Consider the following 22,276-nt stretch of genomic DNA (forward strand, 5'->3'; position numbering starts at 1 on the left):
TGCGATGACCCGCACGTACGGATCTGTGAGAGGCGCATGAGTAATTCATGCGCCTACTCTATTTATATTCATATTTCACTAATGCAACGCTTTTTAGCGCTAAAGAATTATATTAATAAAACAAAATCTCCTATTTTCTTGAAAGGTGTATTTTAGATATTACTTTTGAAAAACTAATAATATCAACAGTTTCACTAAAAAGTAATAAAAATAATAAAAATTATCTTGCAATTTCGACATAGTTTTAATAGAATTTTAAGTAGATTAAGAGAATAATCACTTTTCTGTTATAAATGCATATTAACTTAATTTTAAAAATTGACTTGTATTTGTAATCTTTCTGTAATAAAATTTAGTTGATTCTTTTGTCAGATAATTTCTATATATTTGACACTTCAAAGCTTTAGTGTGGTAAAATAAGAGATTGCTAGAATTTTTTTGGTTGATATTTCACTAAAGATATTATATTTTGAATAATGAGTGAACTTGTTTTTTAGTTCCGGTAAGGAAGGTGAACTGTTTTTATGGCTACATTACTAGAAGTGAAAAATCTAAAAACCTACTTCTACAAAAAGAAAACTGTAATACCTGCCGTAGATGGCGTTGATTTGAAAATAAATAAAGGTGAAACCCTAGCTATTGTAGGTGAATCTGGATCTGGTAAAAGTATTACATCACTTTCAATTATGAAGTTAGTTCCAAGCCCAGCTGGGAAAATTGTCGAAGGTGAAATCATTCTAGATGGTAGGAACCTGGTTGATTTATCTGAAGCTGAAATGTGTAAGGTTCGTGGGAATGATATATCAATGATATTCCAAGAACCAATGACATCTCTTAACCCAGTACTAACAGTTGGTGAACAAATTACAGAAGTACTAATGTATCACCAAAAAATGACGAAAGCTGAAAGTACAAAAAAGGCAATTGAAATGTTGGAATTAGTTGGTTTCTCAAGGGCAGCAGAATTAATAAATGATTACCCACATCGCCTATCAGGTGGTATGCGTCAAAGGGTCATGATAGCGATTGCAATGAGTTGTAATCCGAAGCTTCTAATAGCGGATGAGCCTACAACAGCACTTGACGTGACAATACAAGCCCAAATTCTTGACTTAATGAAGGACTTAAGTCACAAATTTGATACTTCAATTCTACTAATCACTCACGATTTAGGTGTTGTCTCAGAAGTAGCAGATAAGATCGTTGTTATGTATGGGGGCCAAGTTGTTGAACAATCACCAGTAGATGATCTGTTTGATGAACCGCTTCACCCTTATACTGTTGGACTTATGAACTCTATTCCTGCTATCGAAGGGGAGATAGAACGACTTCAATCGATTGAAGGGAACGTACCGTCACCGGAAAATATGCCAAAAGGATGCAGATTTGCTCCACGCTGTTCTAAAGCATTTGACCGCTGCTTTGCTGAAGCGCCTCAGCTTAAACAAATGGGTAAAGAACGAGCAGTTCGCTGTTTCTTATATGACGACGAGGGGGCCAAAGCATGATTTCAACAAACGTAGAAAATAAGGTTGATTCTTCACAAGAAAATAGTGAAATCATCCTTGAACTTCAAGATGTAAAAAAATACTTTCCGATCAAAGCTGGACTATTACAACGAAATGTTGGAAATGTCAAAGCGGTCGATGGAATAAGCTTGCAGATTAAAAAAGGTGAAACAATTGGACTAGTTGGAGAGTCAGGTTGCGGGAAATCGACAACTGGTAGAACAATTATCCGGTTGTATGAACCAACTGATGGGAAGATCATCTTTAAGGGGAAAGACATTACGCATATGTCTGAAAGTGAGTTAAGAAAGTCCGTACGAAGAGATATTCAAATGGTTTTCCAAGATCCGTTTGCTACTCTTAATCCAAGAAAGACTTTACGTTCGATTATCAAAGAACCATTAATCACTCATAATCTATATACCGCAAAAGAGCGGGAAGAAAAAGTAAAAGAATTAATGGAAACTGTTGGATTGAATTCTTCATTCATTAACAGGTATCCGCATGAGTTCTCAGGAGGACAACGCCAAAGAATTGGGATTGCAAGAGCACTCGCTTTGAACCCTGAATTGATAATCGCAGATGAACCTGTATCAGCACTAGACGTGTCAATTCAAGCACAGGTAATAAACTTAATGGAAGACCTTCAAGAAGAATTTGGTCTAACTTATATCTTTATCTCGCATGATTTAAGTGTCGTAAGACATATAAGTGATAGAGTGGGAGTTATGTATCTTGGTAAGATGATGGAATTAGCGAATAAAGAAGATTTATATGCTGAACCGCTTCATCCATATACTCAAGCATTATTATCTGCAGTTCCTGTTCCTAAAAAATCAGGAACAATTAAAAGGGAACGTATTGTGTTAAAAGGGGAACTTCCAAGCCCTTCAAATCCACCAAGTGGTTGTGTATTCCACACAAGGTGTCCAGCAGCAACAGATATTTGTCGCCAGTTGGTGCCAGAATTTAAAGAAGTTAAACAAGGGCATTTTGTTGCATGTCACCTTTACGAGTAAAAGTGACGGCACAGAATATATATAGATTCTTTGAAGGGAGGAGATGCCACCTAAAGGGATCAATTTAAGCAGTAAAAACTAAAAATTCTAACAAAATGATAGGGGGAAACAAACGTGAAGTTAAGAAAAAGCTTATGGCTATTTTTAGTCCTAACACTTGTAATGTCACTTTTCTTGGCAGCTTGTAGCGGTGGCGGCGAAGAAGCTGGCACAGACACGCCAAAAGAAGAAGAACCAGCTAAAGAAGAACCAGCAAAAGAAGAACCAAGCAATGAGCCAGTTGATGGTGGAGATTTAGTTGTTGGATCTGCTGGTAGCCCAACATTATTCAACCCATATTTCTCAACTGATACAGCTTCAAGTGATATTGAAGGATTCATTTACAATGGATTAGTAACAGTTAACTTAGATTTAGAAGTAACAAATGACCTAGCTGAAGAAATCACTCCTTCAGAAGATGGTTTAGAGTACACTGTAAAACTTAAACAAGGTGTTAAATTCCATGATGGAGAAGAAATGACAGCTGATGATGTTGTATTCTCTTACATGTTAATGAAAAACCCAGACGTAGTTTCTGAGCGTAAATCAAACTTTGAAAGCATGGAAAAAGTAGAAAAAATCGACGATTACACTGTTAAATTTACTTTAAACAAAGTAGACGTAACTTTCTACCCAACAACTTTGAGCTATTCTGTACTACCTGAACATATCTTAAAAGATATTCCAGCTGGTGAATTACACGAAGCTGAGTTCAACACTAAAAACCCAATCGGTACTGGTCCATTCAAATTTGTTGAGTGGAAAGATGGAGAGTATGTAAAAGTTGAAGCATTTGATGACTATTTCGATGGTCGTCCACACTTAGATTCAATCACTACACGTTATGTAGCTGATGCAAACGCACTAGTTGCTGCATTACAAGCTGGTGAAATCGACATGTACAACGCAGTTCCTGGAACTGAAGTTGACACAGTTAAAACGATCGAAGGTACTAAAGTTGAAAATGGTTTAGCATTATCTTATACATTCTTAGGTTTTAACCAAAAAGATGAAAGATTCCAAGATAAGAAAGTTCGTCAAGCATTTACACACGCTGTAAATAAAGAAGCAATCGTTGAAAGCATTATGAATGGTGCTGGTCAACCAGCTACTGCTCCTGACAGCCCATTAATGTGGACTTACAATGACGATGTACCACAATTTGAGTATGATTTAGAAAAAGCAAAAGCATTACTTAAAGAAGCTGGATGGGAAGATACGAACGGAAACGGTATCGTAGATAAAGATGGTAAAGAAATGTCATTCTCTATCAAAACGAACCAAGGTAACAAAATCCGTGAAGATATCGCTGTAGTATTACAACAGCAATTTAAAGAAATTGGTGTAGAAGCGAAACCTGAAATCGTTGAATGGTCTGCATTCATCGAGCAAATCTCTGCTCCAAACTGGGAGTACGAAGCTATGATTCTTGGTTGGGCATTATCAACATTCCCTGACCAATATGATATCTTCCACTCTTCACAAGCTGCAGAAGGCTTAAACATGACATGGTATAGTAATCCAGAAGCAGACAAGTTAATGGAAGAAGCAAGACAAACTACTGACATTGAGAAATACAAAGAGATTCACAAAGATCTATACAATATTCTTGTAGAAGATCAAGCTTACACATTCTTGTATTACCCTGAAGAATTCCGTGCTATGCCGGAAGAATTACAAGGTTATGAGTTCCATTCAAGAAACCCATTCTATAATGCTCATAAATGGTGGTTACAAGCTGCAAACTAATATGAGTTAATTAAATTGATAGTTGAAGAGGGAAGGGTAGTTTCCCTTCCTTCTTTCTTTTGAAACCGAAAACTCCTGGATATACGTATCTAGATAAAAACATAGACGAATTTATTAAATTATGAAGGAGAAATAGCTATGGTATCTTATATCATCCGACGAACATTAATGGCTATTCCCCTATTATTAGGAATTACCATCATTTCATTTGCAATTATGCATATGGCACCTGGTGACCCAACTGCACTATTGATGGATCCTAATATTAGTAAAGCAGATAGAGAAATAGTTATGCAGAAATATGGATTTGATCAACCGGTCCATGTACAGTATTTCAAGTGGTTAGGAAATATGCTTCAAGGCGACTTTGGAGATTCTGTTATTAATAAGGGAAGAGACGTTTCCGAATTGATTTGGAATCGATTGCCGAACACCCTGTTGTTGATGGGGGTATCTACGATTTTAGCAATTGTTATTGCAGTCCCATTTGGAGTAATTTCTGCAGTACGTCCATATTCTAAAATCGATTATACGGTTACTGTATCCTCATTTCTAGGACTTGCTGTACCAAATTTCTGGTTCGGATTAATTTTAATTATGATTTTCTCTGTTCATCTTGGCTGGTTCCCTGCTTCTGGTACTCAAACTCTAAATGCTCCGTTTAGCATTTGGGATCGTATTCACCATTTAATTTTACCAGCGTTTGTTTTAGCTACTGCAGATATGGCGAGTTTAACTCGATATACTCGTTCAAGTATGATTGAGGTTGTTAACCAAGACTATATGAGAACTGCAAGAGCAAAAGGCTTTAAAGAAAGAAAAGTTATTGCAAAACATGGATTACGAAATGGTCTAATTCCCGTAATAACGATTTTTGGAATTATGATACCAAGTTTCATCGGTGGTTCCGTTATTGTTGAATCCGTATTTGGTTGGCCAGGTCTTGGTAAATTATTTGTTGATTCAGCTTTCCAACGTGACTATCCAATTGTTATGGCAATAACTGTAATTTCCTCCGTATTAGTAGTAGTAGGAAATCTTATAGCCGATATCTTATACGCTATCTTTGATCCGAGAATTGAATACTAGAAGGGGGGAAGAAGGATGGCACAACCTAATTTAGCATCAGGAAACGAAATAGAACTCCAAGGTTTAAATTCAAAGGCTGACACTTTAACGAAAATAATGATTCGTAAGTTCTTTAAAAATAAACTTGCAGTTATAGGTGCAGTGCTTTTAATTCTTATTATCTTATCAGCAATATTTGCACCTTTATTAACGCCACATGATCCAGACAAACAGGATTTGTTAAAAAGACTAGTAAACCCTAGTAAGGAACATTTACTAGGTACAGATACATTTGGACGAGATCTCTTAACTCGATTATTGTATGGCGGAAGAATCTCATTACTAGTTGGCTTTGCTTCCGTTGCTGGGGCAATTACGATTGGAACAGCACTAGGTGCAATTGCAGGATATTTTGGTGGTATTGTGGATGCTATGATCATGAGATTTGTAGACATCATGCTCTCCATTCCACAAATCTTCTTGCTAATTACACTTGTAACAATTTTCAACCCAGGTGTGGATAAGTTAATACTTATTTTTGCACTTACAGGGTGGACGACCACAGCCAGATTGGTACGAGGTGAGTTTTTATCATTACGAGGTCGTGAATTTGTTTTAGCATCGAAAACAATTGGAACTAGAAGCTTTACGATCATCTTCAGGGAAATTCTACCTAACGCAATGGGTCCAATCATTGTTGCGGCAACATTAAATGTTGGTGGAGTTATTTTAGCTGAGTCTGCTCTTAGTTACCTTGGATTAGGGATTATGCCACCAACACCAAGTTGGGGGAATATGTTACAAGGTGCACAAAGTATTACAATCATGCTTAATCAGTGGTGGGTACCAACTGCTCCAGGCTTAATGATTTTAATTACAGTATTATGTTTTAACTTTGTGGGTGACGGCTTACGTGATGCCCTTGATCCAAAAATTAATGAGTAAAAAAGCCAAGATGCCATCTTGGCTTTTTCTTTTGGAAATAACACTATGTACTCGTGTTATTGTCATGTTTTGAGAGCTTGTACCATAGATTGTATTAAGGATCTCGGGACAAGCAGGTGATTGGTTTGAAAACCCAATATGACCCAATCGAAGTTGTAAGGTATACGGATGGGTAGAGCATTTTTATTTTTAGTTGGATTTGGACTGGCTGTTAGCGGTGGAATTACTACAATTGCATATTTAAATTTAACTACGACAGGATTCACCTTTATTGAATTTCTACTATTTATTAGTAAGAGAATCGAGTGTTATTTAATCGTAGTCGGTTTAGCCATGGTCTGGATAAGTATTTATTTTCCTTTTGTATCCTCAAAAAAGGATTAATTTTGCATGTATTTTCTAACAATACATGAATATTTTGGAATAAAACTTTCTCCTTCTGCCTATACTGTTGACAAACAGCTTTGAAGTGAGGGGTAAAAAATGTTGTTTCTTCATGATATTTGGGTAAATTGGTTTGAAGGTGAAGAAAATGGTTACAACGTTTGTCACTTCCATGAATGGCGCAAGGATGATAGTGTTGAACTGTTAGACCAGGTACCTTTGCTAAAAATTGAGTCTCCTTTGTTTAACTACATTGAGAATGATTTGATGGAACTACCACAACAACTACTTATGGATGTTTACCAAAAAGCGTATGTTCGTAAAAATCATGAACGAATTCAGCAAGATTATTGCTTCGTTGTGACAGATGGTCAAGGGATTATCGCAGTAGACACGATAGGTTATAATATCCCAATTCGAAAAAGTCGATTAATTCCTCGACAGGAACAACTCGTTTATGAGATGGTGAATGGCCATGAAGCAATTCCTTATACCTTTGATAGTAAGGATATCATAAAGGATAAGGAACACCACATTTTATCTCCATCGCCATTTGAAATGGCAGGTCTAACCCGAAAGGAAAGACAGTTAAAGCAGCTATTATTTATGGCGTTAGATCAGTTAGCATCAACGAAAAATGTGGCAGAGATAAGGTATTGGTATACGGAGTGGAATCCTTCGAAATACCACGAAATTCAAGAAATGCAATTTGAAGAAGTTTGGCAAAACCTCTATGAAGAAACGAGAAACGGTTGGACAAGCAAACATGTGCAACTATGTGAAAACTTGATTAAAGGTCAACCATTTTTTGAAAAACTTTGGGAAATTGAACATGAATCAAAAGTGTAAATGAAAAAGGATTTGTTCTTTAACAAATCCTTTTTTCTTTTGTTCAGATATTAAAAATCTGGAAGTTATAGTCGATAACTGTAATTATCGCCGATAAATCAATTTAATGGCCGATAGCTCAAACTTTAAAAATCTTTTTCATTATTTTCTCTTTCTTCCAAGTCCCATTGCATTTTCCATCTTTTTTACGGTTTTACTTGCAACTCTATTGGCTTTGTCAGCACCAGAATCAAGGATTTCGTCCAATTTTGGTGAATTGAAGATTTCATTGTATCGTTCTTGTATTGGGCGAATCTCGCTTAATACGACCTCTGCAAGGTCTGCTTTGAATTCTCCATAACCTTTTCCTTCATATAATGCTTCGATTTCCTCAATGGTTTTATTGCTGAAATTTGAATAAATAGTAAGCAAATTAGAAATACCAGGTTTATTTTCCTTATCAAATTTTACAATACCCTCTGAATCTGTTACAGCACTTTTTATTTTCTTTTCAATTTGTTTTGGGTCATCAAGTAGGGCAATATATGCTTTTGGATTTGGATCAGATTTACTCATTTTCTTAGTTGGATCTTGTAAGGACATAATTCTTGCGCCTTCTTTTGGAATTCTTGCTTCAGGTATTGTAAAGATTTCACGATATTTTTTGTTGAATCTTTCTGCCAGGTCTCGTGTGAGTTCAATATGTTGCTTTTGGTCTTCACCTACTGGAACAAGGTCAGCATTATAAAGAAGAATATCACCAGCCATTAACGGTGGATATGTTAATAAACCAGCCACAACAGCTTCTTTTCCTTGAGACTTATCTTTAAATTGAGTCATTCTTTCGAGTTCACCAATATAAGAAACACATTGTAACATCCAACCTGCTTGAGCATGTGCCGGAACCTCTGACTGAATAAATAATGTTGCTTTTTCCGGATCAAGTCCAATTGCAAGATAAAGTGCTGCTAAGCTCTTAATGTTCTTTCGTAATTCTTGAGCGTCCTGCGGAACAGTAATCGCATGTTGGTCAACAATACAATAGAAGCAATTATATTCATTTTGCAATTCAATAAATTGTTTCATTGCCCCAATGTAGTTACCTAATGTTACTGAACCACTTGGTTGAATACCTGAAAAAATAGTTTGCATGTTATTTCTCTCCTTTAAGTAACCGGTATAAAGTTTGAGTAGTATAAGGCAAAATAAAAAACCATCCATCCCTAACAAATTAATGTTAGGGACGAATGGTTTCCGCGTTGCCACCCTAGTTATTTTACCCATATAGGTAAAATCTCTCGTTTCCTTGTAACGTAAGGAATACGTCTTAGCCTACTTCATTTTTCAGCAAAGATGCTCAAAGTCCATTCCATATGCTCCATTATCTGTTCACACCAACCACAGACTCTCTGAAAGAGGTAATAACCTCTTAATTAATGTCCACATATGTACTACTCTTCTTCATAGCCCGTTATTAATATTATTTTTATTATAATCTTTTCCTCATGAAATGCAAGTATTCTCGCTAAAATCTTAAGGCTCTTATGCGCATAAGATAGTACGTTTTGAAACAACATAAGTAGCGTATATCTTTTGAAACAAAAAAAGGAAATTACATATTGGGAGGTCATCTATTTGAAAAAAATTTCGAGGTTATTAAGCATACTTTTTGCCAGTATTCTTGTTCTGTCAGCCTGTGGAACATTTGATAATGGAAATGAGGAAGGAGGAGGAGCAAAGGGGGAAGGTCCAAAGCAAGAACTAAGAATCAATATAAGTTCTGAACCACCAACTTTACACCCTGGGCTAGCAACTGACTCCACTTCGGGTGTAGTTCTCAACCATGCTTTTGAAGGTTTAACTCGCATTAATAAAAATGGAGATGCTGAAGAGGCTATGGCGGAAAAAATTGATGTTTCAGAGGATGGAAAAACCTATACTTTTACAATCCGTGATGCCAAATGGTCGAATGGTGATCCTGTTACCGCTCACGATTTTGAATATGCTTGGAAGTGGGTATTGGTCCCTGCAAATCAATCAGACTATGCGTCACAAATATACAATTATATTGAAGGCGCAAAGGACGCGTACGATACCCCAGATATCTCGATTGAGAAAATGGAGAATGTGGGCATAAAAGCGATTGATGATAAAACTCTTGAAGTAAAATTAACGAATCCAACAGCTTATTTCTTAGAATTAACAGCTTTTTATACGTATTACCCTATTAATAGTAAAATTGCGAAGGATAATCCCGACTGGGCAAATCGAGTAGATGAATCATATGTCTCAAATGGACCTTTTGTCATTGCGGATAAATCATCGACCATTACTCTTCAAAAAAACAAAGACTATTGGGATGCAGATTCAGTGAAACTCGAAAAAATTACAATGGACATGATTAACGATCCGAATACTGAATACCAAAGCTTCAAAAAGGGTGAACTTGATTGGGCTGGTGCCCCAACGTCATCATTGCCAACAGATGTTATTCCAACTTTAGATAAAGAAGGCACTTTACAAAAGAGCCCGATTGCGGGTACGTATTGGTTTAAATTTAATATTAATAAAGAGCCGTTTCAAAATGAAAATCTTCGAAAAGCTCTAAGTTATTCAATCAATCGTAAAGCGATTGTTGAAAATGTTACCCAGGGTGGACAAATTCCAGCGATGGCCCTCGTTCCGTCTGCAATAATAAAAGAAAATGAGAAAGGCTATTTCAAGGATAATGATGTGGATGCTGCAAAGGAACATTTACAAAAAGCTTTAGATGAACTTGGCTTATCAGACGTTTCTGAACTTCCAGAGATTGCTTTATCCTATAATACCTCAGAAGGCCATCAAAAGGTTGCCCAAGCCATTCAAGATATGTGGAGAAAGGCTTTAGGGATTGAAGTAACTCTTAATAATGCTGAGTGGAATGTGTATCTTGATAATATTGACCAAGGAAATTTCCAAATTGGTCGTGCTGGCTGGTTGGCTGATTTCAACGATCCTGTAAACTTCCTTGAAATCTTTACAGTACCACAAGGAAATAACGATACAGGCTGGACAAATGAAACATTTAATAATCTTTTAGCACAAGCCGCAAAAGAAACTGATAAAGAAAAGCGACTTGGTCTTTTAAAAGATGCCGAACAATTGGTACTCGATGAAATGCCAATTGCACCAATCTATTTTTATACAAACAACTGGGTTCAAAATGACAACCTAAAAGGAGTCGTTATTTCTCCATTAGGTGATGTTCAATACAAGTGGGCTTATTTTGAGTAATCGCAAACTAGGAAATCACCAATAAGAACAAAAAAGTAAGGTATATAGTTGGCCTATATACCTTGCTTTTTGAAAACCATGTGTGATTGCAATGGGAGGTGTACGAAGTGGCAAAATATATAATTAAGAGATTAATCTATATGATCGTTTCGCTTATCTTGATTGTTACCGCCACATTTTTCTTAATGCAAGCAGCTCCGGGAGGTCCCTTTACAAAAGAGAAGGATGTCCCTCCAGAGATTGAAGCAGCTCTAAATGCCCATTACGGCTTAGATCAGCCATTATATAAGCAGTATTTTGATTATTTATATGATGTGGCAAGATGGGATTTTGGCCCATCCTTTAAATATAAAGCAATGACCGTTAATGAAATCATCAATAATGGATTTCCGATTTCTCTCTTTTTAGGGATTGAGGCTATTCTAATTGCGATTGCTTTTGGTGTTGTTTTAGGTGTGATTGCTGCTCTTTATCATAACAAATGGCAAGACTATTCAGCGATGATTATTGCGGTTTTTGGCATATCTGTTCCAAGCTTTATTTTAGCTACGGTTTTACAATATATATTCGCCATTAAGCTTGACCTATTTCCAGTTGCGAGGTGGGAATCATTTATGCATACCATATTACCTGCAATTGCATTATCATCCTCACCAATGGCCTTTATAGCGCGATTAACACGTTCAAGTATGCTTGAGGTACTGAGTAACGATTACATAAAAACTGCTCGAGCAAAAGGATTAACGAAAGGTACAATCACCATGAAGCATACAATACGTAATGCAATGCTGCCTGTTGTATCTTATATGGGGCCATTAACGGCTGGTATCTTAACGGGTAGTTTTGTTATCGAAAAAATCTTTGGAATACCTGGATTAGGGGACGAATTTGTAACGAGTATTACCAATCGCGATTACACCGTGATTATGGGAGTTACTGTCTTTTATAGTATCTTACTCTTAATTTCTGTTCTCCTTGTTGATATTTTGTACGGATTTATTGATCCTCGCATTAAGCTAACTGGTGCGAAGAAAGGAGAGTAACTTATGCAGAATATTCCAAAGGAAATGTTTGCACCAGCAACAATTAACGAGAACGAAGCTGAAAAAATTTCCAAACCTAGTTTATCGTTTTGGAAGGATGTCACCTCTAGATTCAAAAAAAATAAACTGGCTATAGTAGGTATTGTTCTTTTAGTCCTCCTATTAATCATGGCGATTTTTGGGCCAATGATGACGGAATTTGATTATCGGACAACAGACCTTGCCCATGCGAATGAAGCACCATCTAGTGTGCATTGGTTTGGAACTGATGAATTGGGTAGAGATGTTTTCACAAGGACGTGGGAAGGTGCGAGAATCTCTTTATTTATAGGACTAGCAGCTGCAATTATTGACCTTGTGATTGGTGTATTATGGGGTGGCATATCAGGTTATATGGGCGGTAGAGTTGACGAATTCATGATGAGAGTCGCGGACATTTTATATGGCGTCCCATATTTGCTTTTGGTCATTTTACTTATGGTTATTCTGGAACAAGGGTTAGGGACAATGATTCTTGCAATGACGATTACTGGATGGATCAACATGGCAAGAATTGTAAGGGGACAAGTTCTTCAATTAAAATATCAGGAATATGTACTTGCCGCACAAACCCTTGGAGCTGATGTTAAAAGAATTATGTTTAAACATCTAATACCTAATTCAATGGGACCCATTTTGGTAACAATGACGTTAACAATCCCAAATGCAATCTTCACTGAATCTTTTCTAAGTTATCTTGGATTAGGTGTTCAAGTTCCACTTGCCAGCTGGGGAACCATGGCCTCTGAGGGACTACCTGCATTTGAATATTATCCATGGCGCTTGTTTTTCCCTGCTACCTTAATTTGTATCACAATTTTTGCTTTTAACGTAATTGGAGATGGAATGCGTGACGCATTAGACCCAAGGCTGCGCAAGTAAGGGAGTGAGTAAATGGAAAAGTTATTGGAAGTTAAAGACCTTGAAGTCTCTTTTCAAACCTATGCTGGTGAAGTCAAAGCAGTTCGCGGTGTGAATTTTGATTTGTATAAAGGTGAAACACTTGCGATTGTTGGCGAATCAGGGTCAGGGAAAAGTGTAACCTCACAAACAATCATGAAGCTTATTCCAATGCCACCTGGAAAAATTAGCAATGGTCAAATTCTTTTTGATGGTGAAGATCTTGTTCCAAAAACCAATAAGGAAATGGAAAAGATTCGTGGGAAGGATATCGGAATGATCTTTCAGGACCCAATGACCTCCCTTAACCCAACGATGAAGGTTGGTATGCAGATTATGGAGGTTTTAATTAAGCATCAAAATATGTCTAAGGGCAATGCAAAGGACCGTGCAATTGAGCTTCTTCGCCTTGTTGGAATCCCTAGCCCAGAGAAGAGAGTCAATCAATATCCACATGAATTTAGTGGGGGGATGAGACAACGTGCGATGATTGCCATTGCATTAGCCTCTAACCCGAAATTATTGATTGCAGACGAACCTACCACAGCATTGGATGTTACGATACAAGCGCAAATTTTAGAATTAATGAAGGACCTCCAAAAAAAAATGGAAACATCCATTATTTTTATCACTCATGATTTAGGTGTGGTTGCCAATGTGGCAGATCGAGTAGCGGTCATGTATGCTGGGAAAATCGTTGAGACTGGTACAGTCGATGAAATTTTCTATAATCCTAAGCATCCTTATACTTGGGGATTATTATCGTCAATGCCAAGTTTAGATAGTGATGAAAAAACAGAGCTTATGGCAATTCCCGGTTCACCACCCGATCTGACAAATCCTCCAAAAGGGGATGCTTTTGCGCCGAGAAACCGGTATGCAATGAAAATTGACTTTGAAAAAGAACCACCTATGTTTAAAGTTTCTGAGACACATTATGCAGCGACTTGGCTACTTCACCCTGATGCTCCTAAAGTGGAACCACCTGAAGCTGTAAAACGACGTATGAAAAATTTCTCATCCGATAATCTTAGGAAAGGATGATGAATGAAATGGCTGAAAAACAAAAATTAGTAGAAATTAAAAATTTAAAGCAATATTTTAATGTTGGAAAACCAAATATAGTCAAAGCTGTCGATGGAATTACCTTTGATATTTACAAAGGTGAGACACTTGGTCTGGTTGGAGAGTCTGGTTGTGGTAAATCAACCACTGGAAGGACCATTATACGATTATACAATGCCACGGGTGGAGAGGTTCTTTTCAATGGAGAGAATGTTCATGGAAGAAAATCGCGTAAGGAATTGAAAAAGTTTAACCGGAAAATGCAAATGATTTTTCAAGATCCATATGCTTCACTAAACCCAAGAATGACCGTAGCTGATATAATCGCAGAAGGAATCGACATTCATGGGCTCGCAAAAAATAATGCTGAACGTATGGAGCAGGTCTATTCATTACTTGAAACAGTAGGGCTAAACCGTGAGCATGCGAATCGGTATCCACATGAATTCTCTGGAGGACAACGTCAACGGATTGGTATTGCGCGTGCCCTTGCAGTAAAACCAGATTTTATTATTGCTGATGAACCTATTTCTGCATTAGATGTTTCCATTCAAGCTCAAGTTGTAAACTTAATGAAAAAGCTTCAAGAAGATAAAGGCTTGACTTACTTATTTATTGCTCATGATTTGTCGATGGTAAAATATATTAGTGACAGAATTGGTGTAATGTATTTCGGAAAAATTGTTGAACTTGCCGATGCCAGTGATCTATATGCAAACCCAATACATCCCTACACAAAATCTTTGTTATCTGCTATTCCATTGCCAGACCCAAACTATGAACGAAATCGAAAGAGAATCAAATATGACCCGAAAGAACATGGATATTCAGATAACGAAGAAGTCAAACTACGTGAGATTCGACCCGGACATCTCGTCGCTTGCTCGGAAAAAGAATTTCAAGAATATAAATCGCAATATAGTTAAATGGCCTTATTAAGGGCCATTTTTTTGGTGCGCCCGGCATGGGCTATAACTTGGTGGTGAAAGTCCACTACAGGCTTGGCAGTAGGAACTGTTAGCTAATGGCAAGGGTGTCCATCGTGAGGTGGAATCTGAAGGAAGCCGGAGGCAAAATCCCGAACTGACGAACAGAAACTGTATATAAGGCTGAATTGGAATGGATGAGTCTGCCAAACGTGACGAAATCCGATACTGCACGAGTTCCATACAGTAAATACAGCAGTTACATGGGAGGAAGGTTATAGCTCTTACCCGGGGAGGTCTTACAAGGGTTCCCGACAAGAGAGATGGAATATCTCACAGGAACAAGTTTGCCAGTGATGGTAGATTGAATTGTAAGAAGTCAGCAGAGGTCATAGTAGTTCTATAAGAATGAAGGACCGAACAATAATAATCTTGAAAGAATATGGAGGTAAGGACAGTGCATAGACCACAGAAAACATCGAAAGATGGCTCTTCGCAAACGAATAGGTTGGAAACTGAAAAATATGTGAAAGCGTGTAGTCCTGACCTTAACGAAATAGGACGGCAAGATGGTATCGAGTTAATTGACAAAGTGATTGATAGTAATAATCTTTTCAGAGCGTGTGAAAAAGTCAAAGCCAATAAAGGTGCACCGGGAATTGACGGAATGACTGTAGACGAGCTTCACAGTCATGTAAGTAAATTCCTTATCCCTCTTAAAAGGAAACTTAAGGATGGCACATATAAGCCACTCCCAGTTAAAAGGGTTGAAATTCCCAAAGAGGATGGCTCTAAGCGCAAGCTAGGTATTCCGTGTGTCAGGGACCGTATGGTCCAACAGGCTATTTACCAAGTTATTGGTGGAATAATAGACCCACATTTCTCTGAATTAAGTTTTGGTTTCCGTCCTAATAGAAATCAACACCAAGCTATAAGACAATCCATCAAATACTATGAACAGGGATATAGAGTTGTGGTTGACTGTGATTTAAAAAGTTACTTCGACACCATTAATCATCAAAAATTAATGGAATACCTCAAGGTATTCATCCAAGACAAAGTTATATTAAAATTAATTTGGAAATTTCTTAAGAGTGGAATACTTGAAGATGGATTAACTAAGCCAACAGAATTTGGCGCCCCTCAAGGTGGTGTACTCTCACCGATTCTTAGTAATGTTTACTTAAATCAATTAGATAAGGAACTGGGGAAACGGGGACACAAATTCGTTCGCTTTGCGGACGATTTTTGTGTTTACGTTAAAAGCGAACGGGCTGGTTTCAGAGTTCTAGAAAGCATTACAAAATTTCTTGAGAAAGAACTGAAATTGACAGTTAACCGTACCAAAAGTAAAGTAGGGTCTCCCACTAAACTGAAATTCCTGGGTTTCTGTATTCACAGTACATCCAAAGGAGTTGGGTGTAGACCGCACCAATCGGCAAAGAAAAGATTTAAATCCAAACTAAATAATTTAACTAAGCGAAATCGTCCTGGAAAATTCGAGGATATCGCCAAAGAAGTCAATCAGGTAACAGTTGGATGGATAAATTATTATGGAATTGGTTTTATGAAAAGGTTCATACAGGATACGGCAAAATGGTTAAACCATCGTTTGAGACAGGTTATTTGGAAAAGATGGAAGAAAATCAAAACAAAATACTGCCAACTTAGAAGATTAGGTATCAAACACGAGGAAGCCTGGAAAGTAGCAAATTCCCGGAAGGGATATTGGAGGGTTTCCAGAAGTGAAACACTACAAAAAGCAATTAAAATTAAAACGCTCACCAAATGGGGCCTTAAAGATCTCAACCAATTATATGAGCGTCGATACTTAAGTTATTGAACCGCCGTATACGGAACCGTACGTACGGTGGTGTGAGAGGTCGGCTAATCAATTAATGATTAGCCTCCTACTCGATTTTGAGTAGATTTACCACTAATATCGGTAAGGTTTATAAGAACACTAAAATATATAGACAAAACTGCTCATACAATTGAATAAATACCTTATTTATTAAGAATTTTGTCTAAATTTGTATTATTTTCTGGATAATTCATTTAAAATGACTATAGAGATGGAAAGGAAGGAGGACGCTATGAAAAAGCTTTTATCTTTACTTGGGGTAATGATTATAGTTGTATTCGGTACTTTCTTTGTTACTCAAACAAGCTCTGCAGAAAATAAAAATTTTGCTATGGATTCACATCCAACGAGTAAATTGGTTATGCCTAAAAAGGAATTACCTGAGATGGTTTCGCGTTTTGAATTTAATTCTGGCTTTCAATTTGAATATCCTGATGCCATAAGAGGGGTATACGTAACTGCCCATTCAGCAGGTGGTGACCGTTTTTCACAACTTGTCCAATTAATCGATAATACGGACCTTAATGCCATGGTTATTGATGTTAAGGACGACTTTGGATATCTAACCTACGTACCACCACAAGGATCAAACCATCAGAAAATTAGTAAGGATTATATCAAAGACCCAACAGCAATGCTTAAAAAACTTGAAGAAAAGCAGATTTATCCAATCGCCAGGGTTGTTGTATTTAAGGATTCTGTATTAGCGCAGCAACGCCCAGGATTATCGTTTAAAGATGGAGATAAAGTATGGAAGAATGGGCGTGGAGAAGCTTTTGTTAATCCATTTCTAAAAGAAGTTTGGGACCATAATGTAGGAATCGCAATTGAAGCTGCAAAACTTGGATTCCAAGAGATTCAATTTGATTATGTCCGCTTTCCAGAAGGGTTTGAAAGACGAGATAGTTCATTAACCTATAGTATGGGTGAGTATGAAAAAGTGGATCTTGACAACGTCCAAAAGAGGGTCTCAGCTGTGACAGATTTTGTGGCATATGCAAAAGAAAAATTAGAGCCTTATAACGTAAAGGTTTCTGTTGATATTTTCGGATATACTGCAACATTACCTGAAGCACCAGGTATTGGTCAAAATTTTTCGAAAATATCAGAGCATGTGGATGTCATTTCATCTATGATTTATCCGAGTCATTGGACGTCTTATTTTGGAATTCCTCGTCCAGACTTAGAGCCGTATCGATTGGTATCTGAATATGCAAAGGTTGAAAATCATAAGCTAAACCAAATTGAAAATAGACCTGTTTCAAGACCTTGGCTTCAAGACTTCACAGCAAGCTGGCTTGGAAAAGGCAATTATACGGTTTATGGAAAAGATGAAATTGAAGCCCAAATAAAAGGATTGCAAGACCAAGGTATTCATGAATTCCTACTATGGAACGCTGGGAATAGCTACACAAAAGGTGTAGATTATACACCATAAAAAAGCTGGCACAACTCACTGTGCCAGCTTATCGTATTTATTTTTTCCGTCCACCTACGTTTTTCCAACCAGCTTTTACATTTAAATCGCGGGTTACAATATCAGAACCGGATTTACCTCCAAAAACTTTTTCCCCAACGCCATTCGCGATAACACCCATCAAAGCAGTAATACCAATGACTAAAATAGCAATTAGACCTAAATCCATTATGTAACTTGCCATGAATATCCCCCTTAATGAAAACGCTTCTTTACTTCTATTCTATTCCAAGTTTAGTTTTAAAGAAAGAGGGAATATCTAAATTTAGAAACAAAACCAAAACATTGCATACACTAAGGATGTCCTATCAAAGTACAAGGAGCAGATGTATGAACTGGTATGAGAAACTAAATCAGTATTTTCCAATTGAAGAGATGAAATCAAAAGAGCATATGGAAACCCTCTTGAAAGAAAAAGGAGATATTTATTATAAAGACGAAGGACCCTATCATGTCCTTATGTATGTTGAACTTGACCATTTTATTTTTATCGACTATCTCTTCGTTTCAAAAGAATCCCGTGGACAAGGGCTTGGCCACAAACTTCTTGAAAAATTAAAGAAAAAAGGAAAACCGATTATTCTTGAAGTGGAACCCGTCAATTATGAAGATACGGATACCGAAAAAAGGTTAAAGTTCTATAAGAGAGAAGGTTTTGAACACGCAACTTCAATTGGCTATGAACGTAAATCGTTAGCAACAAATGAGCTTAATCAAATGGAAATTCTATATTGGTCTCCAACGAACGAGCCCGAAGAACTGATTTACAAAGCGATGAGAAAAACGTACGATGAGATTCACAAGTACAAAGATAAAGAATTTTATGGGGATTCCTACCAAGATGTTAATGAAGTATTATCATTTAACAGTAAGAATGATAATCGTGATATCCTAAGAGATGTGTAAATTTTAAAGCAATAGCAGCTGTATTTCCTATTGCTTTCTTTTAGAATCGCACGAGAATCAACATGTTAATCAATCTAAAGTTTTCTTTAAAATTGTCTATCTTTCTCAGAAAATTTAAGGTATAATAATTAAAGAAATTACTTAATTAAATTAATTTTAATTTAGCATAAACTTCCATGACCAATCATGCTGATTGTTAAGTAATAATCTACTTTCTAAGGGAGTGATAAGTTAATGGTTACTCTTTATACTTCTCCAAGCTGTACTTCATGCCGTAAAGCGAAGTCATGGTTAGAGGAAAATCAAATTCCATATCAAGAAAGAAACATTATTTCTGATTCTCTTTCAATCGAAGAGATTAAAGAAATTTTACGTATGACGGAAGATGGAACAGACGAGATCATCTCAACTCGTTCTAAAGTATTCCAAAAACTAAATGTGAATCTGGAGACAATGCCTCTTCAAGATTTATACAAATTAATTCAAGAAAACCCTGGTCTTCTTCGCCGACCAATTATCATCGATGAGAAGAGACTTCAGGTTGGATACAATGAGGACGAAATTCGTAGGTTTTTACCAAGAAAAGTTCGTACCTTCCAATTGAAAGAAGCACAACGCTTAGTAAACTAACAACAAGAAACTTCTACTGTTCATCTGTAGAAGTTTTTTTATTTATTAGGACATATTTCTCGTTTTCTTTTGTGTTTCGTATTATAATGGTACGTAAAACAGTAACTTCCCGAAAAAACTTAACCGCATTCATGATAAATTTGAATGAAAACCGGGCAATATCACTGTTTTTTACGAATTGCTCTTTTTTATTTCCATTCTCATATCTTTTAACATAAAATGAAGTACAAGATATAGACTTTTTTCTTTAAGGTAGGTTATTCTACAACCATTATGGGAAAAGTGAATAAAAGTGGTTGTTCAAAAAGTCCGGTGAAAATGACACATCGAATTTCTTCGTTGGCTTGCTTTTCCGTTCCTCACGTATTAGTTGCATACGTTCCGGTACTCAAAGCTGCGCCGCCTCGAACTTCTCGGTCCTTTTCATCCTCCTTTTGAACTCACATTTAAAGAGCATCTGGCTCGGGGGTATAACGTCCCTTCAAAATCTGAGCAAGAAGGGAGAGGTTCTGTAATGGAAATCGAAAGAATCAACGAACATACAGTCAAATTCTATATTTCATATAATGACATAGAGCAACGCGGATTTGAACGTGAAGAAATATGGTATAACCGGGAACGAAGCGAAGAGCTCTTCTGGGAAATGATGGATGAAATTCATCAAGAAGAAGAATTCACGATTGATGGTCCACTATGGATCCAAGTCCAGGCGTTAGAAAAAGGGTTAGAGGTACTTGTAACACGCGCACAGCTATCAAAAGATGGGAATAAATATGAACTTCCTGTTGGTGACGATAAGATTCCAGTAGATGAAAAGATTGAATCTTTACTGGATCAGCAATTTCATTCTAAGTATGAAGAAAATGATTTTGTTGAGGAATTTGAGGAAGAAAACTTCCAATTTCTAATTCGCTTTAATGATTTTGAAGATGTTATTTCTCTTGCACACCGGATTCAACTAGATGGATTGAACAATTCCTTGTACTCGTTTGAAAATAAGTACTACTTATTTATTGAATTTAACGAGGAGCTCTATACTGAGGATGAACTGGAGAATATGCTCAGCATAGTCTTAGAGTATGGGAATGAGTCAGCACTGTCTATTCATAGAATTGAAGAGTATGGTAAAAAGATAATCAATGAGAATGCATTAACTGAGATGGTCAAATACTTCTCACTATAAGAAAAAGTCGATTTCATTTTTTGGAATCGGCTTTTTTTATGTAAAAAAATTCGAAATTTTTTAATTGTACATGCACGGGGTTCTATGCTATTTTTAAGGAGCAGTAAATTAGAAGTAAGGAGATGACATGAGTGTTTGTTGCATTACGTGAAAATGGAGAATATATTTCATTAGTGGAAAATTGGAAGCGCTCTAATTTACTTGAACTTCGTAGCAATGAGAACTTTCTTTGTCCAGCATGTCATAGTAAGGTTCAGTTAAAAGCGGGGATGAAGAAAACACATCATTTCGCACATTTAAAAGGAGCAGAATGCAGTGTTAAAACGGAGCCAGAGTCTGAGTACCATCTAGAAGGCAAACGGCAGCTCTATCGCTGGTTTCAAGCACAAGGCTATAAAGTCCAGCTAGAACCATTTTTACCGGAAATCTCGCAACGCCCTGACCTATTAGTGATCACAGAAGACAAACGGTATGCAATCGAGTACCAATGCTCCCAAATTGATTACCCCTTGTTTAAGAAAAGATCAGACTCTTATAAGAACAAAGGTATCGTACCTATTTGGATTTTAGGTGCAAAATGGTTTAAACGACAGTCCACCTACTCAGTTCGACTTTCACCCTTTCAATGGCTTTTTGCAACCTCTTTTAATCAACCATTCCAGCCTAGCATTCTCTACTACTGCCCAGATACCTCTACATTTATAAAACTATCCAACCTTCAACCTTTTACAACGAGTGAAACCTTTTGTACCATTCAATTCCATAAAGAAAATGTGCATTCCTTTCCAAAGCTACTCGTACCTAACCACCCTACGTTTACCTTACAAAGTTTGTGGGTAAGAAAAAAACATAAATGGAGAGCAAGTTATTCCATATACTCATCCAATCTTATCGCATCGTTTTTATCTACCCTCTATCAAAACCGAATACCTCCAGCTCATTTGCCAGCTGAAGCTGGTTTGCCTGTCCGCTCAGCCTATTGGTTCCATACACCACCGATGATTTGGCAAATGTGGATGGTATTAGATTTATTGCTTCCACTACGAGTAGGGGATACTTTCTTTTTTTCTAAGGTCATGGAGGTGATATCTAAGCGAATTGCTTCAAAGGATATTACAATCAGACATCTGCCGTTGATTTTTCATACCCAATATTCGCTTGCGGTTGAGGAATACCTGCATTTGCTCGTGAAAGTTGGGAAACTAAAAAAACTTACACAGACAAAGTATCAAAAAACAAGGGAATTTCAAATACCGGTTAATTTGGAGGAAGCTCATACCATGGATGAAGCCCTTTCAAAAAGGTTGGAAAGTGTTGGAAAGAATGAAGAAGTTGGAATGGTAAAACCTAATATTGGTGGAGGACTGAATTCAAAAAACTTAAACTTTTTCTTATAAAAAAGGAGATAGTCAATAGGATATCGAATACTT

Annotated in this window: 20 protein-coding genes and 1 other annotated feature; of the genes, 18 read left to right on the forward strand and 2 right to left on the reverse strand. The window is 36.9% G+C overall.

The window, feature by feature from the left end:
• The first annotated feature begins 524 nt into the window (after positions 1-524).
• The 7 genes from ACFSFW_RS05900 to ACFSFW_RS05930 all read left to right on the forward strand — a co-directional run bounded on the left by ACFSFW_RS05900 (position 525) and on the right by ACFSFW_RS05930 (position 7,561).
• The gene (locus ACFSFW_RS05900) at positions 525-1,508 is read left to right on the forward strand and encodes an ABC transporter ATP-binding protein (RefSeq protein ID WP_099362307.1); all 984 of its coding nucleotides are present in this window, start codon (positions 525-527) and stop codon (positions 1,506-1,508) included.
• Entirely contained in the window at positions 1,505-2,527 is a 1,023-nt protein-coding gene (locus tag ACFSFW_RS05905; RefSeq protein WP_099362306.1) for an ABC transporter ATP-binding protein, read from the forward strand. The genes ACFSFW_RS05900 and ACFSFW_RS05905 overlap by 4 nt, the downstream gene beginning before the upstream one ends.
• 114 nt (positions 2,528-2,641) lie before the next feature.
• Positions 2,642-4,315 (forward strand): peptide-binding protein, encoded by a 1,674-nt coding sequence (locus ACFSFW_RS05910; RefSeq protein ID WP_388036054.1) that lies wholly within the window; start codon positions 2,642-2,644, stop codon positions 4,313-4,315.
• 138 nt (positions 4,316-4,453) lie between these two features.
• The gene (locus tag ACFSFW_RS05915; protein ID WP_304213097.1) at positions 4,454-5,404 is read left to right on the forward strand and encodes an ABC transporter permease; all 951 of its coding nucleotides are present in this window, start codon (positions 4,454-4,456) and stop codon (positions 5,402-5,404) included.
• Between the two features lie 15 nt (positions 5,405-5,419).
• Complete coding sequence (opp4C, locus tag ACFSFW_RS05920; RefSeq protein WP_099362303.1) at positions 5,420-6,328, forward strand: oligopeptide ABC transporter permease; 909 nt, start codon at positions 5,420-5,422, stop codon at positions 6,326-6,328.
• A gap of 168 nt (positions 6,329-6,496) precedes the next feature.
• A complete protein-coding gene (locus ACFSFW_RS05925; protein WP_099362302.1) occupies positions 6,497-6,712 on the forward strand; it encodes a YuzI family membrane protein in 216 nt (71 codons plus the stop codon).
• Positions 6,713-6,811: 99 nt separating this feature from the next.
• A complete protein-coding gene (locus ACFSFW_RS05930) occupies positions 6,812-7,561 on the forward strand; it encodes a YjbA family protein (RefSeq protein ID WP_388036059.1) in 750 nt (249 codons plus the stop codon).
• A 141-nt stretch (positions 7,562-7,702) separates the two neighbouring features.
• On the opposite strand, the gene trpS is transcribed toward ACFSFW_RS05930, so the two are convergent.
• Entirely contained in the window at positions 7,703-8,692 is a 990-nt protein-coding gene (gene trpS, locus ACFSFW_RS05935) for a tryptophan--tRNA ligase (RefSeq protein ID WP_388036062.1), read from the reverse strand.
• Positions 8,693-8,776: 84 nt separating this feature from the next.
• Positions 8,777-9,014 (reverse strand) — a binding site (T-box leader).
• Positions 9,015-9,175: 161 nt separating this feature from the next.
• Between trpS and ACFSFW_RS05940 the strand changes: the two genes are divergently transcribed.
• The 7 genes from ACFSFW_RS05940 (at position 9,176) to ACFSFW_RS05970 (ending at position 18,088) form a co-directional block, all read left to right on the forward strand.
• On the forward strand, positions 9,176-10,813 hold the full coding sequence (locus tag ACFSFW_RS05940; RefSeq protein WP_388036065.1) for a peptide ABC transporter substrate-binding protein: 1,638 nt from the start codon (positions 9,176-9,178) through the stop codon (positions 10,811-10,813).
• A 107-nt stretch (positions 10,814-10,920) separates the two neighbouring features.
• Positions 10,921-11,856 (forward strand): ABC transporter permease, encoded by a 936-nt coding sequence (locus ACFSFW_RS05945; protein WP_099362299.1) that lies wholly within the window; start codon positions 10,921-10,923, stop codon positions 11,854-11,856.
• 3 nt (positions 11,857-11,859) lie between these two features.
• A complete protein-coding gene (locus ACFSFW_RS05950) occupies positions 11,860-12,777 on the forward strand; it encodes an ABC transporter permease (RefSeq protein WP_388036069.1) in 918 nt (305 codons plus the stop codon).
• 12 nt (positions 12,778-12,789) lie between these two features.
• A complete protein-coding gene (locus ACFSFW_RS05955) occupies positions 12,790-13,839 on the forward strand; it encodes an ABC transporter ATP-binding protein (RefSeq protein WP_304213076.1) in 1,050 nt (349 codons plus the stop codon).
• A gap of 8 nt (positions 13,840-13,847) precedes the next feature.
• Positions 13,848-14,786, forward strand: a complete 939-nt coding sequence (locus ACFSFW_RS05960) for an ABC transporter ATP-binding protein (protein WP_388036072.1) — start codon at positions 13,848-13,850, stop codon at positions 14,784-14,786.
• A 457-nt stretch (positions 14,787-15,243) separates the two neighbouring features.
• The gene (gene ltrA / locus ACFSFW_RS05965) at positions 15,244-16,629 is read left to right on the forward strand and encodes a group II intron reverse transcriptase/maturase (protein ID WP_388036075.1); all 1,386 of its coding nucleotides are present in this window, start codon (positions 15,244-15,246) and stop codon (positions 16,627-16,629) included.
• 253 nt (positions 16,630-16,882) lie between these two features.
• The gene (locus tag ACFSFW_RS05970; RefSeq protein ID WP_388036078.1) at positions 16,883-18,088 is read left to right on the forward strand and encodes a putative glycoside hydrolase; all 1,206 of its coding nucleotides are present in this window, start codon (positions 16,883-16,885) and stop codon (positions 18,086-18,088) included.
• 37 nt (positions 18,089-18,125) lie between these two features.
• Here the strand turns inward: ACFSFW_RS05970 and ACFSFW_RS05975 are convergent, their stop codons facing one another.
• Complete coding sequence (locus ACFSFW_RS05975; RefSeq protein ID WP_099362296.1) at positions 18,126-18,311, reverse strand: hypothetical protein; 186 nt, start codon at positions 18,309-18,311, stop codon at positions 18,126-18,128.
• Positions 18,312-18,457: 146 nt separating this feature from the next.
• On the opposite strand from ACFSFW_RS05975, the gene ACFSFW_RS05980 reads away from it, so the two are divergent.
• The 4 genes from ACFSFW_RS05980 to ACFSFW_RS05995 all read left to right on the forward strand — a co-directional run bounded on the left by ACFSFW_RS05980 (position 18,458) and on the right by ACFSFW_RS05995 (position 22,243).
• Positions 18,458-19,033, forward strand: a complete 576-nt coding sequence (locus ACFSFW_RS05980; protein WP_388036081.1) for a GNAT family N-acetyltransferase — start codon at positions 18,458-18,460, stop codon at positions 19,031-19,033.
• Between the two features lie 234 nt (positions 19,034-19,267).
• Positions 19,268-19,663, forward strand: a complete 396-nt coding sequence (gene spxA, locus ACFSFW_RS05985) for a transcriptional regulator SpxA (RefSeq protein WP_099354197.1) — start codon at positions 19,268-19,270, stop codon at positions 19,661-19,663.
• A 514-nt stretch (positions 19,664-20,177) separates the two neighbouring features.
• Positions 20,178-20,846: an adaptor protein MecA gene (gene mecA / locus ACFSFW_RS05990; protein ID WP_099362293.1), complete on the forward strand. Its 669-nt coding sequence runs from the start codon at positions 20,178-20,180 to the stop codon at positions 20,844-20,846.
• Between the two features lie 131 nt (positions 20,847-20,977).
• On the forward strand, positions 20,978-22,243 hold the full coding sequence (locus ACFSFW_RS05995) for a competence protein CoiA (RefSeq protein WP_388036085.1): 1,266 nt from the start codon (positions 20,978-20,980) through the stop codon (positions 22,241-22,243).
• Positions 22,244-22,276 lie beyond the last annotated feature (33 nt).

The sequence above is a fragment of the Ferdinandcohnia salidurans genome (genome assembly GCF_042680725.1).
Classification (GTDB): domain Bacteria; phylum Bacillota; class Bacilli; order Bacillales; family Bacillaceae_L; genus Ferdinandcohnia; species Ferdinandcohnia salidurans.